The organism is Bacillus sp. B-jedd (genome assembly GCF_000821085.1).
Taxonomy (GTDB): domain Bacteria; phylum Bacillota; class Bacilli; order Bacillales; family Cytobacillaceae; genus Bacillus_D.
The window spans coordinates 338,718-353,559 of sequence record NZ_CCXR01000001.1; the positions used below are offsets into that span (position 1 = coordinate 338,718).

The window sequence follows — 14,842 nt, forward strand, 5'->3', positions numbered from 1 at the left end:
GCATTTCCTTCGTGCAAAGCCCATTCGGAGAAGCCAATTGTCCTGCGGGACAGAGCAGCAAGGGGAGACCCCACAGGAGCAAAAGCGACGAGGAGGCTCCACTGATGCCCCGCGGAAAGCGAAATGCCCGGAGCGGAAATCAACCACCCCGTTCCCGTTTGAATACCAATCTTTAATTCCAACCTATATATTTACATTGGCATAATTTCTATTATTTGCATTTATTGGATGATTTACACTGTTGAAATGAAATTGTTTTCTTACCCCAACGGCCAGCCTGTGCTTCACCCACTAAAAGATGATCTAGCATTTGAATGGAATGTGGCTGTATGATTCTTGAAGCTATGTTTACACTAAATGGGGGAGAATTCTGATGGGAAATGGGGGCGTTCAGGTGCAACAGAAAGAAATTACATGGAGAGATAAACCTGCAGTCTCTTTTTTGACAGAATCGATGAGAGGAATCTCACAAGTCGTATTAATTGAAAATGCTATTTCTGGTGCAATCATTCTGCTTGCGATAACGATTGCCTCGTTTAAACTTGGAATCATTGCCTACGCTTCGTCTTTGATTGGAACGCTAGTTGCCAAAGCAGGAAACGCCAATAAAACTGACATTAAAAAGGGCCTATTTGGCTACAACTCTGTTTTGACAGGAATGGGCCTGTCCTTATTTTTAGGCGGACCCCATGATTGGGTCATTTCTCTTTTCGGAGCGGCAGCCGCGGCATTTGTGACCGCGGTCATGATGTATTGGATGAAAAACATGCAGATTCCTATCCTGACTGCGCCATTTATTTTACTGACTTGGTTCTCGCTGCTCGTTTCCTACCGATTGAAGGCATTCCAGTTGTCACCGGAACTTGTGCCGCAGTCACTGTCACATTGGGAACTGAATATTGAAGGGGAAATAAATTGGTTTGAAGGGGCTGTAAGCGGGATAGGCCAGATTTTTTTCCTTGACCATACTGGGGCAGGGATTTTGCTTTTTGCCGGAATACTTGCCGCGGGATGGAGATATGCCTTTTTCGCCGTTTTGGGCAACATCATTGCCTTACTAAGTGCCTATTGGTTAGGCGGGGAACATTCCCTCATTTTCAAAGGGCTGTATGGGTATAATGCAATTTTGGCATCAATCGCAGCGGCATATGTTTTTAATGACAAAAAAGAGGGAGTTCCTCATCTTTTATCAGGCATTATCGCTGCCTTTATTACAGTGCCGGTAACAGCAAGCTTGGATACATGGCTCCTGCCCTACGGATTGCCGGCGTTGACGATGCCATTTGTCCTGACCACTTGGATGATTCTCGGGGCGAGAAAAGTGTTTCCGGGTTTATAAGAATCCATAGGAAAAGGCACCCCCTGGATGCCTTTTGCCATTAGCCACTTCTTTTCCCATCATCAAACAGTTCATGAACCCTTGCTTCAATTTTATGAACAAAATCTTTTTCAAAATGGCGATGGGGATCGGGATTAAACCATTTAATTTCTCCTTTATGCATGATGCCCAGGAAATTTTTCCCTTCAACCGTCACTTTAAACTGATGGCGTTCATGATGCTGATCCTCAAACATCGGTTTCACTTTGAAATCTTCAAGCAAGAAAATCCCTCCCGGAATGTCATTCTCATGAAAAATTTCCCTTCTCATTATGCTCTATTCCTTTTCTGTTCATCCCCATTTGCAAAAAAAGCCTTTCCCCTTGCAAGGGGAAAGGCGTTCTCTACTTCACTTCTATTACAAACGCATATCCGGAAGATCCGCGTTCCCAGCTTCCGTAAATGCTGTAAATATAAATGCCCTTTTCATCGGGCGCGGTGAGGACGTTGCCGTTCAAAGTAGCCCTTTCGGCATTGATATCGCTGACCCAGCGGCTGACTCCGACTGAATCTTTCAGAGGCACTTTTCTGAAAACGATTTTCACTTCTTCACCGGGGGAGACGACGATCGGTTTCAGGTTGTGGTGCTTAACAAGTTGCGGCGGTGAAATAGTGTCCTCGCACTTTGAATGGATAATTCCCTCCCAGCAAAAAGATGCTCTCGCTGCGGTCATGTGCTGATTGCCAGCCGACACGGCCAGTGAAGGCGGACCTACTGGGATTAATGTCAGGACAAAATAGATGCCAGTCACCAGTGACAGGAAAATAACAACTTCCTTTAACAGCTTTTCCACTTCCATCCCCCCGGATGATTTGTCTTATCTATTAGACGGGTGACGGACGGGAAAGTTGCCAGAAATTTTCCTATTATTTATAAAAATTTCTTTCATTTTCGTCGCGGAGCCGTCTGACTTCATCCCTCCAAATAGCGCAGCCGGGTATTAATCCGAAAGAAAAGCGGCAAGAACGCGACGGTTATAATTACGATTGTCATAACAATATCCAAGTTTGCTCCCCCTTAAGTAATGCTCGAATAATTCAACTATAGCTCAATATTTTCCATTTTCGCAAAAGAAAACAGTCCCAAATCGGGACTGTTGATTAAAATGGTTTCGGCGCTGACGGTTCACGGGCGGGCAAATCTTTCCGCCGGTAGACACTCAGGACAAGGCCGACTATGAACGCGTTGATCAAAGTGGGCATTAGCCCGTAACTAATAAACGGCAGTGAAACTGATGTGAGCGGAAGGAGCCCAATGGACATTCCAATATTATAGAAAAGCTGGGCCGAAAAGAGGGCAACGGCTCCGGTCACGAGCATTTTTCCGTACGAATCATGAACCTTTGACAAGACTGATGCCATCCTGAAGGCTAAAAGCAGTAAGGTTGTCAAAAGGATTGCCGCCATCACCCAACCCGCATAGTGGGTGATAGAAACGAATGCCATTTCCGTATGGCCCGCTGGCAGGAACTCCCCTTGCCCGCCTTTGCCAAACCAGCCCGCTGCGGAAAGGGTTTTCCTCAGTTTGAGATAAAGATAACCAAAGGTTTCGGGATTTCCCTCCGGGTCGAGAAAACCAGCAAATCGCAGTTTTTGATAGTTGTTCATCTGAATATAAAATCCTGCCGCAAAGAGGACGATGATGCCGGCAAGAACACCTGTAGTTTTTGCAAAAGAAAATTCCCTGGAAAGCCTTCTGGCAAACATGACTAAAACCATAACGATATATAAGAAGATTGTCGGCAGCACACTGACCGGAATCAGGAAGAGGAGCGAGAAGAAAAAGAGCAGGCCAAGCTGCCAAAGCTTCAACCGGGCATTTTCAAAAAAAGATGCCCATGCAAGAAAAAGAATAGGCAAGGCCATCATACTTTCGAATTTAACAGGGCCAATGACCAGACGAGGCATTCCGGAAACATAAAAGTTTGTGCCATGGAAAGCTAATAGGAAGGCAAGTCCAATCCCATATAAGACAAATCCGTGGTGTATCAAACGCTGGTAATTAATAAACATCAGCCCGACTGCCACCGCCGCGCCAAGCAGAAATATCAGAATTTTATTGAGAGCGAAATGCGGGGCGGACATATAGCCGGTCGAGATCATCGGAAGGAAGCCGAAGCATAAAGCCAGCCCCAGTAGGGAGAGCATCAGCCAATCAACCCGGGGCCGGTAAAGCTTATCAAACTGCAGGCCAAGCTGGATCGGACTTCCCATCTGTTCAACTGCTTTTTTCTCTGCCTCTTCATCCGACAGGCCGGCGCGTTCAAATTCCTCCGCCGAGCACTTTATATGATAGGCGAGTTCATCTTTTACAAGGTGCCTTGCATCATTGGATTTTATGTGTTTAAGGACTTCCTGAATGAATGAGTTTTTTTCACGCCCCACTTGGATTCCCTCCCAGCAGTCCGTGTAAGCCGAGCCGCTTTGAGGCAGGCTTCTTCTCATGCTGTTCCAAAGCTTTCCGTCCTTTATCGGCCAGCCTGTAGTATTTCACCCCATCTTCCCAGTTCGGGCAGATCAGACCGCTTTTTTCCATCTGGTGAAGGAGTGCGTAAATGGATCCTTCATTTTCATTAAAACGTTTGATTCCCCGCGTCTGCAAAAGCTTAATAAGTTCAAAGCCCGTCCGATCCTGGATTAGCAGCTGCAGAATGGCGAAGGTGATTTCTTCGTCACTTTCAAACGCACGTAAGGTCTTTCTCTTTATTTCTTGTTGAAGATCATCTGTGAAAACGAGATCCGCGAACGTATTCTTTTGCATGGATGAACGCAGCTTCTTCAATCGGTCTTCCATTGATTCATCCCTCCAGTTGTTCTTTTAATAATTCCTTTGCCCGCTTCAGCCGGGTTTTGACTGTGTTTTGGTTCATGCCGACCAAGTCGGCAATCTCCTTTACCATCAAATCCTCAAAGTAAAAAAGATAAATGACTTCCCTGTAAATGACGGGCAGCCGCATCACCGCCGCAGCCAGCTGGGCATCTTCGTCCTTTTTAATGACTTCCTGCTCAACCGCATCATTGGCAAGGTGCGCTGTAAAGGGTTCATCTTCCGAAACGATGACATTGTTGTTATACCAGCTTTTCAAGTAATCCTTGCTTGTATTAATGGCGATTCTCCAAAGCCAGGTCCTTATTGTGGCCCGGCCGTTATATGTATGCAGGGATTTGAAGCATTTAATGAAAATTTCCTGGGTCAAATCTTCCGCAACCGCTTTATTCTTCACATAGGAATAAACAAGCTGCAGAATTTCCTGCCCATACGCAGTCATTAAATGGTCGATCGTTTCTTCCTTGTCCTGCAAAATTAGCCCCTCAATTGCATATCCCTTCAACCCTTTTCCCTCCCGTTCACCTAATAGACGACAATACTTATGGAAAGGTTTGACCAAAAAAGATCAGAACTGTAATTTTTGATAATTAAGTTTAAGAAACCTGGAAGAATGAAGACTTAGAGCCCGAACAGCCGTGGTGAGCGGGACCTTCGGGTTCTAAAGGTCGATTTAGAACGCGAACGGCGGTAGTCAGCGTTTGCTTTGCGTCGTAAAGGCCAACTTAGAACGCGAACGGCGGTGATCAGCAGTTCCTTCGCGTCGTAAAGGCCGATTTAGAACGCGAACTGGGTTGTTCAGTCATTCCTTTGCGTCGCAAAGGCCAACTTAGAACGCGAACGGGGTTGTTCAGTCGTTCCTTCGCGTCGTAAAGGCCGACTTAGAACGCGAGCTGGGTTGTTCAGTCGTTCCTCCGGGTTCTAAAGCCCCGTGGTTAGCAGGTCTTTGAAGTAGAAATTAGAAGTCCCCCTTCCAAAAGGAAGAGGGACACACAGAAGGAGCAAAAATGAACTAAAATTCAGCCATCAGCCGCCATCGCCATAGTTGGTCATCGGTCAAGAGTGACAGTGTAATGGGGAATCGGTCATCGGTTTGCCTTTTTGCCATTACAAAATACCAATTGTATCAGGGGGCTCCTTCCGTGCCCTGAAGGGGAGTCTCACCCCTTCAGGGTTAGAAATAGTTGTCCGCGTCGAAATCTAGTTCTATAGAATAATTTTTCGCATTGATTAGGTTGGACAGCTTGTTGGCCTGCCGCTCTGCCTCCAGCCCTTTGACACGAAATTCCTCTGGCTCGAATAGCGCCACCTTCACGATGGAAATATTCTCGCCATATGAATAAGGAAACTCTTCCTTTTGCGCCGCACCGTACTCTTTATATTTCCGCGCCTTTGCCCGAAGCTGGGTCGCAAGCTCGATTGCTTCAACAATCGGATACTCTTCGCCATTGAAGTTCACGTTGTTTTCGATATTGGCCGCATAGACCAATCTATCCAGAAGCCGCATGTCTTTACGGACAGTATCGAGGTCAATCTCAACATCCTTCAGCGTGCGGGGGAGCACTGGCTTCTTCCCGCCTTTCTCCATTTCTACAAATGCCACCCGGTCCATTTCCTCTTCGAGCTCATGAACCCGTTTATTTAAAATACTTTTCAGTTTGACTGCTTCTGCTAGTGTTATTTTTGCCAAGATTCCCAACTCCCTTATCAATCAGGATTCTACAAGATTACCATTATATGAGAATATATTCAAAGGATAAAAGGAGTTTAAGCGTAAAACGGGAATTAATTATAGAGAATGTATTATAGGGGGATTAATTTTGCAAATCAGGCTTGCTGAAACGAAGGATATTGATCAGTTAATCAAGATGAGATGGGATTTTACACTGGAAGATTACCCATCCGCGCAGGAAAAAAGTGATTATGAGTCTTTTGCAAAGGAATGTGGGGCATTTCTCGAGAGTGCCTTGAATGGCGGCCAATGGTTTATCTGGGTTGCGGAAGAAGAGAAGAAGCTTATTTCACATATTTATATAGAACTCATCCAGAAGGTGCCGCGGCCTGGAAGGGTGACACGGCCTTTTGCATATATGACAAATGTGTATACAGTCAAGGAATATCGCGGCAAAGGAGTTGGCAGCAAATTGATTTCCGCGGTGAATGACTGGATGAAGGAGAATCAATACGAATTCATCATTGTCTGGCCGAGTGAGGACGGGGTCCGTTTTTATGAGCGAAATGGATACACCCGCTGCACCGAGCCGATGGAGTACTTTGGGCCCTGAACGGCTCTTTTTCTTTTGCAAAAAAACTTTCAAAACTTTTTTGCCGGCCGGATGTCTAATGTACAGAAAGGGGGCGGACAGGTGGGCAACTGGGAAGAGGCGGCGAAAGCGGCCATCAAGGGGGATGACGAAGCTTTCCTTGAATTAATGAAGGCTTACAAGATTGATTTATATAAAACAGCCCTCGCGTTTTTGCGGAATGAAGGGGAGGCGCTTGAGGCGGTACAGGAAGTGACATTCCGCGCCTATAAAGGGATTCGTTCCGTCAGGGAGCCTTCATATGTCAAAACGTGGCTCATCCGGATCATGATCAATTACTGTAACGATGTCTTGAAAAAGCGGAAAAGGGTTGTATTTAATGAGGCGGCTATTCATTCGGAAGGCCGGCTTGAAAACCATGACGGGCTGGAAATAAGGGATGCGATGCAGCGGCTCGATGCCCGGTCGCAGGAAATATTGGCAATGAAATACTTTCAGGACCTCAAAATCAGTGAAATTGCCATTGCACTAGACCATCCGGAAGGAACAATCAAAACGTGGTTGAACAGAGCGCTGAAGGCGTTGCGGGAAAAACTTGAAGAGAATGGGGGCGGCTACAGTGCATAATCCGGAGGAAGAAAAGCTTGCTGATTACAAACGGTTTGTGGATGGCCTGCCTGTCCCGGAAGATTTACTGGATTCTGCAATCATGGCAGGTTTTGAAAAGGGAAAGATAGAGAAGAAGCGTAGCCGGAGGTGGATGAAAGCAGTATTTTCTGTGGCGGCGGCTGCTGTTATGCTCATTGGCTTTTTCACATCCATCCGGCTTTCACCAGCCTTTGCCGGATATGTATCCGAACTGCCCGGCTTTGCAAAAATCGTTGACCTCATTCAGGGGGACAAAGGAATTATTGCCGCGCTGGAATCCGAGTATGACCAGGAGATCGGGGCAGCCAGTACGAAAAATGGTGTCACGTTTACGGTGACGAGGGCGATTGCGGATGAGACGGGACTTGTCTTATTTTATACGATTGATACTTTGAAAGAGCGTCAAGAAATAAATCTTAACGATGTTCAATTAAAAGGCACAGATGGGAAAAGATTCGCGCTGGGCAGCTTCAGCTTCGGCAATCATGCTAACTCTGTAAAAGGGGAAAAATCCTTTGCCGGGACATTGGAGTTTCAATTTACTGAGCCTCTTGAAGCGAGGGCTTTTAATCTGAAGGTGAATATTGAAGGAACAGAGCATGAAGTCGACTTTAACCTGACGAAAGAAATTTCCGCGAAAAAGGAATACGTTTTAAATAAAACTGTGGAGATTGAAGGACAGAAAGTCACGTTTGAAAAGGTGGAAATCTATCCACTCAGGGTCGCCATCCATGTCAAAATGGACCCTGCCAACACGAAAAGGCTTCTGAATTTTGACCAAATCAGGCTTGTGGATGAGCATGGAGAGACGTGGAATAAAATCTCGAACGGGATTACCGCGACTGGAGGGCCAGCGGACGAGAAACGAGTTCTTTACGTCCAGAGCAATTACTTCAAGGAACCTGAAAAACTCTATCTAATCCCTGGCAAAATACAGGCCCTTGATAAAAATGATGCCTATATGATTGTCGATACCGAAAAGAAACAAATCCTGAAGCAGCCTCAGCCAAATAAATATTATGGCGTAAGGGTGGAGGACGGCTATTTATGGATGAGGATTAAAGGGGAGTTTCATTATTTCCCTTTTTCATCCATGAAGGATGCGGATGGAAAAGATATCGAACGAAACGGCGGGGATACCAGCTATGGCGAGCAAGTTACTACTTACGGTGAAGGATACACAGAGCACGGAATTGGCATCGCGGCGGGCAAAAATGTATACAAAAACCCGTTGAAACTTGAAATCGCCTTTTATCCAGCCTGGATCGAATCGCAGGAAAAGGTCAGGATTAAATAACAGTTGGGGCGGAATCCAGTGGTGGATTCCGCCTCTTTGTATGGGGAATTTGGAAATATGAAAATCCCATCAATAATTAAACGAATAAAACCGATTAAAAAACAAAACTCATGACTAATTAAACACTTATTTTAAATGGGTTCCTGACTAATTGAGTACAACGACTTAGTCACCATTTAGTGCCCGAAGGCCTGATGGTCTAAAGCTGTTCGGGCTCTAAGTCGCTGTTTAGTACCCGAAGCCCCTGGTCCGGAAAGCTGTTCGGTCACTAAGTCATCGTTTAGCGCCCGAAAGCCTGGTGGTCTAAAGCTGTTCGGTCACTAAGTCATCGTTTAGTGCTCGAAGGCCTGGTGGTCTAAAGCTGTTCGGTCACTAAGTCATCATTTAGTGCCCGAAGCCTCTGGTCCGGAAAGCTGTTCGGTCACTAAGTCATCATTTAGTGCCCGAAGCCCCTGGTCCGGAAAGCTGTTCGGTCACTAAGTCATCATTTAGTGCCCGAAGCCCCTGGTCCGGAAAGCTGTTCGGGCTCTAAGTCTCCGTTTAGTGCCCGAAAGCCTGGTAGTCTGAAGCTGTTCGGGCTCTAAGTCATCATTTAGCGCCCGAAGGTCAGGTGGTCTGAAGCTGTTCGGGCTCTAAGTCTCCGTATAGTGCCCGAAGGCCAGATAGTCCATAGCTGTTCGGGCTCTAAGTCTCCGTATAGTGCCCGAAGGCTAGTTAGTCCATAGTTGTTCGGGCTCTAAGTCGAGAACCCCGGCTCCCCGATGCTGTTCTTCTCTTCCTTTAAGGCCTGAAGTCCTGTATTCCCGCTGCTGTTCAGTCACCTATCCCAAATGCTTCGTGCAATTATATAAACCGCACTCCCAAACCTCGCCGCTATCATGCAGCACGGTAACCGAAGTATTAAACAGGGAGGCTTCTTCCTTCAACGCCGGGACGAGTTCAGAAACTATTTTTCTGATGACACCTCCGTGGCTGACGATGAGGACGTTTTTGCCGGGATGGGTGTCTTGAATTTCACGGACGGCGGCCATCCCGCGCTCAACAACGCTATTATGCTTTTCAATCCCCAGATCCATGTCCCGCCAGTTGCTGCCCCATTTGGCGACGCGCTCTGATTCAATTGTCCCCTCGATTTTCCCGCCGTTAATCTCTCGCAGGCGGGGGTCAAAATGAATCTCTTTCACTCCGAGTTTTTCGGCGACGATTTCCGCGGTCTGTCTAGCACGAAGCTGCGGGCTTGCGTAAATAACGTCCCACTCTTCACCTGAAAGCCTCTCGGCGAGCAGCCGGGCTTCATTCATTCCGTCCTGATCAAGCGGGATATCGGAACTCCCCTGGGCGCGCCTTTCCTTATTCCAAGCAGTACTGCCGTGGCGGATAAATCCAATTGTCGTCATAGTTACCTCCTATGTAAAGTGTTTGGGTTAAGGATACTATACGTAGGAACAGTTTGTCCGCTTTAAGCAAATCTTCAGGCGTATTAAAAGAAAAACCGGGCCACCATAAGGGAGCCCGGTAAGTACCATTATTTGCTGATGAACATTTGTGTCCAGTGGTAACCGCTTTGTTCAAAACCGACTCCGATATGAGTGAAGTCTTTGTTCAGGATGTTGCGGCGGTGTCCTTCGGAGTTCATCCAAGCTTGGACGACTTCCTGTGGAGTACGTTGGCCCATGGCGATGTTTTCGCCGGCGCTCCTGTACGTGACACCAAAGTCGCGCATCATGTCAAATGGAGATCCGTATGTTGGGCTTGTATGCGAAAAGTAATTTTTCTGCTGCATATCCAATGACTTTTTCTCGGCAACTCCGCTTAATTTCGTATCGGCTTTTAGCGGTGGCAGGCCGTTTTGCTGGCGCTGGACATTTGTTAAATCAATGACCTGCTGCTCGAATTTACTAATGCCAGCTGTTGGTGCTTGCTGCTGTTTAGCAGGAGCCTGTCCTTGTTGCTTCGCAGGAGCCGGCTGTGCTTGCTGCGGTGCAGGAGCCTGGCCTTGTTGCGGAGCTTGCGTTTGCCGTTGCTGAGGAACCGGCATTTGTCCCTGTTGATTGGCGTTAAAGCCAGGGTTCATCATTGGAGGCTGTGCTCCTGAGTTTTGCGGAAGGGAGATTTGCCAATATTGTCCCTGTCCTGGCAGCTGCTGCAGCTGTCCCTGCTGAATCTGTCCGGTTCTCGGGTCAACTCGGACGAATTGGTACTTTGCCTGCTGAACGAGGATGGCCCTCGTTTCAGGATAATTCTTGCTGTTCATGTCTGTCTGGATACTTGAAAGGTTGTCCATATTAAAGCGTCCATTGCGGTCTTTCCCGCGCCTGTTGTTATCTCCGAACGCCCCAAATCTGCCGTTCCGGTCATCATCGTTATGGCCGGGATTCCATTCTTCCGTCAGCAGCCCTTCATGATCCATGCCGAACAAGTCATTATTCCTGTCGCGGTCATCCCTGTCGCCAAAATTATTGTCACGGACATTATACGCCCCGGTTCCATGATCCATGGCGTTATTGTTGTCATTGTTATTGCATGCCGCCAGCCCGAGTGCGAGCACACTGGCAGACATAATGCCGAATGTTTTCTTTATCAAGTCGCATCCTCCTCTTGCAAATATAGTGGTACGACCTTATTTTTCAACTGTTTGGGCAAAATATGAATGGAAATTTGCTGGTGAATCCCTACAAAAAGGAAAGCGGTTTTTTGGGGACAAAGTCAAATGGTATAATGGGGAACTAACAGGGGAGTTTTCGTAAAAGGGGGACAAGAATCATGATTTTGGAAGAAGTAATGGAGAAATTGGCTGAAATGGGAACGGAGCAGACAAAGAAAACTTTTTTGCGGCATGGGGCTCTGGAACCGGTTTTTGGGGTAAGGGTAGGTGACATGAAAAAACTTGTCAAGTATGTAAAGAAAAATCAGCAGCTGGGACTGGCGCTCTATGATACGGGAAATTACGATGCGATGTACCTTGCAGGCCTTTCAGTTAATCCGAAACTAATGGATGAGAATACGTTGCAGAACTGGGTAAAAAAAGCCAAGTGGTATATGCCTGCTGAATATACGGTTGCCAAAGTAGCGGCCGAAAGCAACTATGCCCTTAAACTTGCGCGGGAATGGATAACTGCAGAGGAAGAAAATATCGCTGTCTGCGGATGGAGTACCTACTCGAATTATCTTTCCATCACGCCTGATGAAAAACTTGACCTCGATGAACTGAGGATTCTTTTGCAAAAGATAGAAGAAACGGTCCACCAAGAACGGAACAGGGTCCGATATGTGATGAATGAATTCGTTATATGTACAGGATCATTTGTCAAGCCACTATATGAAGAGGCAATGAACGTGGCGGAATCGATTGGAAAAGTTCATGTTGATGTTGGAAATACAGCCTGCAAAGTTCCGCTGGCTGCTGATTACATTAAAAAAGTAGAAGCCCGTAATAAGATCGGCAGCAAAAAGAAAACATGCATCTGCTGAGCGTAATGGTAAGGGAAGAGGTGCAAACAGGCCATGGATAAGAATAGTGAAGAACAACTGAAAAGAGGCTTAAGCAACAGGCATATCCAGCTGATTGCCCTCGGGGGCACCATCGGAGTCGGTCTGTTTTATGGTTCAATCGCGACGATTCAGCTAGCGGGCCCGGCGATATTGGTCTCCTATCTGATTGGCGGATTTGTCATCTTTATGATCATGCGGGCCTTAGGGGAAATGGCGGTCGACAATCCGGTATCCGGCTCCTTCAGTACCTATGCTAATAACTATCTCGGCCATTTTGCCGGGTATTTGACAGGTTGGACGTACTGGTTTAACTGGGTAGTCGTCGGAATGGTCGAAATCACGGTTTTCGGCGTGTACATAAAATATTGGTTTCCGGCAGTACCGCAGTGGAGTTCAGCCCTTGCGGCACTCATTGTATTTACAGCTATTAACCTGATCAATGTAAAAGCATACGGAGAGTTCGAATTTTGGTTCGCCATGATTAAAGTAGTGGCCATTATTGGGATGATCCTTGCCGGTCTTGGAATTATCTTATTTGGCATTGGCAATCATGGGGTCCCGATTGGCTTTGATAATCTCTGGGCGCATGGGGGGTTTATGCCAAACGGGGCTGTGGGCATTCTCTTATCGCTTGTCATGGTGATGTTTTCCTTTGGCGGAATAGAGATGATCGGACTGACCGCCGGGGAAGCGGACAATCCTAAAAAGACCATACCATCTGCCATTAATAATGTGATTTGGCGTATTTTAATCTTTTACATTGGCGCGCTGGGAATTATTATGATTTTGTACCCGTGGGATAAAATCGGTTCTTCGGGAAGCCCGTTCGTGCTTATTTTTGACAAAATCGGATTGCCAGCCACAGCTGGAATTATCAACTTTGTAGTGATTACAGCCGCATTATCAGCCTTTAACAGCGGAATGTATGGAACAGGCAGGATGCTTTACAGTCTGGCGGAACAAGGGAACGGCCCGGCTTACTTCCGTCAATTGAGCAAGTCGGGAGTCCCTTATCGCGGCATTCTGTTTACCGCGGCCATCTTGCTGTTGACGGTCCTGTTAAATTATTTTGTACCTGAAAAGGTGTTTTTCTACATTACTTCAATTGCCACGATTGCGGCAGTCACGAGCTGGACAATCATCATTGCCGCCCATATGAAATTCCGGAAAGCCCATCCGGGAGGCGGGGCATTCAAGATGCCATTGTATCCTTTTTCCTCGTACTTTGCCCTTGCAGCCCTTGCGGTGGTCGTCGTTGCATTGGGTTTCATCGAAGGGATGGCCGTTGCCTATATCGTCGCCCCTATCTGGTTTGCAATTCTATATGTGGGTTATAAGATGAAGAGGAAGAAATAGGCCCTCAAAAGCGGAAAAGCTTTGGGGCCTTTTTTTGGTTATATTATTTCACAAAATTTTAACTATTATGAATAAATTCAGACGAGTGATTCCGATAGAATGAGGTTGACAGGGACTAAAAAATTTAATGGAAAGAGGCGTATGAATGATGAAATCCCAAAGAGTAGTTGCCGGAATGACAATATCAATTATGATATTGGCCGCAGTTGCTGCTTCATGGGGGATATTTTCAGGAGAAGGGCCAGGCTCGCATCCTTATACGAGCCTCGATGGGAAAATGGTAGAGCTTTATGGGAAAGGTTTGTACCAAAATGACTCCGTATCTGGAGCCGAACAGGAAATTGCGCAGGACATTGTAACGCTGTTAATTGGCATCCCGGTTTTGCTGGCCTCATTGTATATGTATCAAAAAGGATTATTAAAAGGAAAACTCTTGCTTGCCGGCACTCTTGGCTACTTTTTATACACGTACACATCCTACTCATTTTTATCGTCTTATAATTCTTTTTTCCTTGTGTATATTACGCTCATGTCTTTAAGTTTCTTTTCATTCACTCTTGTGCTCCTATCTTTTAATCTGAACGGACTGGCTACACGTTTCAATCCGCGGATGCCTGTCCGCTTTTTGGGAGGGATGCTGATTTTTCTTGGGATTGCAGTAGGGCTGTTGTGGGTAGGAAGGATAATACCTGGCCTATTAAGCCACACAGCGCCTCCGGGGCTCGACCATTATACAACGCTGGTAATTCAGGCGCTCGACCTTGGGTTTGTCCTGCCTGCCGGGGTTTTTGCCGGCATCCTGCTGATAAAGCGGCGTCCGGCTGGCTATTTGCTCGGACCCGTTATGATTATTAAAGCGATTACTCTGCTTGCTGCCATTATGGCGATGGCGATTAGGATGATTGCCGCGGGTGTCCAGTCGAGCCTTGCAGAGATAGCCATTTTCGGCATTTTCACCTTACTGTTTTTATATTGCCTTTATCTTGTGCTTGTGAATGTAATTGAAACGGAGGGTCATCATGTATGAAAAATCTGATCATTTATGAAACCAAACATGGTACTGTCGAACATGCTGTGTCGCTGCTGGCTGACAGGCTCGAGGGACAGACAAGGACGGCAAGAGTTTCGGATGGAAGCATCCCGCCTATAGCAGAGTTTGATACCGTCATTCTTGGGGGCTCGATTTATTTTGGCAAAATCCAAAAGGCGCTATCGACCTTTATTGTCAAACATACCGATGAACTTTTGCAAAAGCGGCTCGGGTTATTTATCTGCGGGGCGCATCCTGATTCGAATGAGCGAGAAAAGGAATTGCGGGAGGCTTTCCCTGAAAAGCTGAGGGAGCATGCATTGGCAAAAGAAGTCTTTGGATTCCAGATTCATTTCCAATCCCTGAACCGATTGGAGAAAAGCATCGCCAAGTCAATTCTTCGCCAAAAAGAAGACAAGGAAGGGCTTGATATGGAAGCGATTGCTTCTTTTGCGGAGAAATTCAAGTAAGTGTTGAATGAAACCGGCCATTCAAGCAAAAGTAAAGCCATCCCGCTAAAAACTTGCGGAATGGCTTTTTATATTGGCTA

General features: G+C 46.5%; 16 protein-coding genes. 8 read left to right on the plus strand and 8 right to left on the minus strand.

From position 1 onward, the window contains the following. Positions 1 to 394: 394 nt before the first annotated feature. The gene (locus tag BN1002_RS01675; protein WP_231574958.1) at positions 395 to 1,339 is read left to right on the plus strand and encodes an urea transporter; all 945 of its coding nucleotides are present in this window, start codon (positions 395 to 397) and stop codon (positions 1,337 to 1,339) included. 40 nt (positions 1,340 to 1,379) lie between these two features. On the opposite strand, the gene BN1002_RS01680 is transcribed toward BN1002_RS01675, so the two are convergent. The 6 genes from BN1002_RS01680 to BN1002_RS01705 form a co-directional block, all read right to left on the minus strand. Further along, complete coding sequence (locus BN1002_RS01680) at positions 1,380 to 1,649, minus strand: YheE family protein (RefSeq protein ID WP_231574959.1); 270 nt, start codon at positions 1,647 to 1,649, stop codon at positions 1,380 to 1,382. A 73-nt stretch (positions 1,650 to 1,722) separates the two neighbouring features. Further along, positions 1,723 to 2,172, minus strand: coding sequence for a hypothetical protein (locus BN1002_RS01685; protein WP_048823327.1), 450 nt, complete (start codon positions 2,170 to 2,172; stop codon positions 1,723 to 1,725). Between the two features lie 307 nt (positions 2,173 to 2,479). After that, positions 2,480 to 3,763: an FtsW/RodA/SpoVE family cell cycle protein gene (locus BN1002_RS01690; RefSeq protein WP_048823328.1), complete on the minus strand. Its 1,284-nt coding sequence runs from the start codon at positions 3,761 to 3,763 to the stop codon at positions 2,480 to 2,482. Further along, positions 3,753 to 4,172 carry a PadR family transcriptional regulator gene (locus BN1002_RS01695; RefSeq protein WP_048823329.1) on the minus strand — a complete coding sequence of 140 codons (420 nt, stop codon included), beginning with the start codon at positions 4,170 to 4,172 and terminating at the stop codon, positions 3,753 to 3,755. The genes BN1002_RS01690 and BN1002_RS01695 overlap by 11 nt, the downstream gene beginning before the upstream one ends. A gap of 4 nt (positions 4,173 to 4,176) precedes the next feature. Then, positions 4,177 to 4,710: a sigma-70 family RNA polymerase sigma factor gene (locus BN1002_RS01700; protein ID WP_048823330.1), complete on the minus strand. Its 534-nt coding sequence runs from the start codon at positions 4,708 to 4,710 to the stop codon at positions 4,177 to 4,179. A 669-nt stretch (positions 4,711 to 5,379) separates the two neighbouring features. Further along, complete coding sequence (locus BN1002_RS01705; protein ID WP_048823331.1) at positions 5,380 to 5,895, minus strand: hypothetical protein; 516 nt, start codon at positions 5,893 to 5,895, stop codon at positions 5,380 to 5,382. 130 nt (positions 5,896 to 6,025) lie between these two features. Here BN1002_RS01705 and BN1002_RS01710 point away from each other — a divergent pair, with 130 nt between their 5' ends. The 3 genes from BN1002_RS01710 to BN1002_RS01720 all read left to right on the plus strand — a co-directional run bounded on the left by BN1002_RS01710 (position 6,026) and on the right by BN1002_RS01720 (position 8,414). After that, positions 6,026 to 6,490, plus strand: a complete 465-nt coding sequence (locus BN1002_RS01710) for a GNAT family N-acetyltransferase (protein WP_048823332.1) — start codon at positions 6,026 to 6,028, stop codon at positions 6,488 to 6,490. An 81-nt stretch (positions 6,491 to 6,571) separates the two neighbouring features. Continuing rightward, positions 6,572 to 7,096, plus strand: coding sequence for a sigma-70 family RNA polymerase sigma factor (locus BN1002_RS01715; protein WP_231574960.1), 525 nt, complete (start codon positions 6,572 to 6,574; stop codon positions 7,094 to 7,096). Then, complete coding sequence (locus tag BN1002_RS01720) at positions 7,089 to 8,414, plus strand: DUF4179 domain-containing protein (RefSeq protein WP_048823333.1); 1,326 nt, start codon at positions 7,089 to 7,091, stop codon at positions 8,412 to 8,414. The genes BN1002_RS01715 and BN1002_RS01720 overlap by 8 nt, the downstream gene beginning before the upstream one ends. Positions 8,415 to 9,235: 821 nt before the next feature. On the opposite strand, the gene BN1002_RS01725 is transcribed toward BN1002_RS01720, so the two are convergent. Together BN1002_RS01725 and BN1002_RS01730 are read right to left on the minus strand one after the other, a co-directional pair. Further along, positions 9,236 to 9,811, minus strand: coding sequence for a histidine phosphatase family protein (locus tag BN1002_RS01725; RefSeq protein ID WP_048823334.1), 576 nt, complete (start codon positions 9,809 to 9,811; stop codon positions 9,236 to 9,238). 128 nt (positions 9,812 to 9,939) lie between these two features. After that, complete coding sequence (locus BN1002_RS01730) at positions 9,940 to 10,698, minus strand: CAP domain-containing protein (protein WP_052445665.1); 759 nt, start codon at positions 10,696 to 10,698, stop codon at positions 9,940 to 9,942. Between the two features lie 479 nt (positions 10,699 to 11,177). Between BN1002_RS01730 and BN1002_RS01735 the strand changes: the two genes are divergently transcribed. From BN1002_RS01735 to BN1002_RS01750, 4 genes are all read left to right on the plus strand, one after another. Continuing rightward, entirely contained in the window at positions 11,178 to 11,885 is a 708-nt protein-coding gene (locus BN1002_RS01735) for a DNA alkylation repair protein (RefSeq protein ID WP_048823335.1), read from the plus strand. Positions 11,886 to 11,918: 33 nt separating this feature from the next. Next, positions 11,919 to 13,262, plus strand: coding sequence for an amino acid permease (locus BN1002_RS01740; RefSeq protein WP_048823336.1), 1,344 nt, complete (start codon positions 11,919 to 11,921; stop codon positions 13,260 to 13,262). Between the two features lie 145 nt (positions 13,263 to 13,407). Continuing rightward, on the plus strand, positions 13,408 to 14,289 hold the full coding sequence (locus BN1002_RS01745; RefSeq protein ID WP_197072722.1) for a hypothetical protein: 882 nt from the start codon (positions 13,408 to 13,410) through the stop codon (positions 14,287 to 14,289). Continuing rightward, the gene (locus BN1002_RS01750) at positions 14,286 to 14,762 is read left to right on the plus strand and encodes a flavodoxin domain-containing protein (protein WP_048823337.1); all 477 of its coding nucleotides are present in this window, start codon (positions 14,286 to 14,288) and stop codon (positions 14,760 to 14,762) included. The genes BN1002_RS01745 and BN1002_RS01750 overlap by 4 nt, the downstream gene beginning before the upstream one ends. Positions 14,763 to 14,842: the final 80 nt, after the last annotated feature.

Bases quoted from the DNA above. Each gene is read 5' to 3' on its own strand.
- BN1002_RS01680 (WP_231574959.1), bottom strand. From the start codon at position 1,649: ATGAGAAGGGAAATTTTTCATGAGAATGACATTCCGGGAGGGATTTTC.
- BN1002_RS01695 (WP_048823329.1), bottom strand. From the start codon at position 4,172: ATGGAAGACCGATTGAAGAAGCTGCGTTCATCCATGCAAAAGAATACG.
- BN1002_RS01725 (WP_048823334.1), bottom strand. From the start codon at position 9,811: ATGACGACAATTGGATTTATCCGCCACGGCAGTACTGCTTGGAATAAG.
- BN1002_RS01730 (WP_052445665.1), bottom strand. From the start codon at position 10,698: ATGGACAACCTTTCAAGTATCCAGACAGACATGAACAGCAAGAATTAT.
- BN1002_RS01735 (WP_048823335.1), top strand. From the start codon at position 11,178: ATGATTTTGGAAGAAGTAATGGAGAAATTGGCTGAAATGGGAACGGAG.
- BN1002_RS01740 (WP_048823336.1), top strand. From the start codon at position 11,919: ATGGATAAGAATAGTGAAGAACAACTGAAAAGAGGCTTAAGCAACAGG.
- BN1002_RS01745 (WP_197072722.1), top strand. From the start codon at position 13,408: ATGATGAAATCCCAAAGAGTAGTTGCCGGAATGACAATATCAATTATG.
- BN1002_RS01750 (WP_048823337.1), top strand. From the start codon at position 14,286: ATGAAAAATCTGATCATTTATGAAACCAAACATGGTACTGTCGAACAT.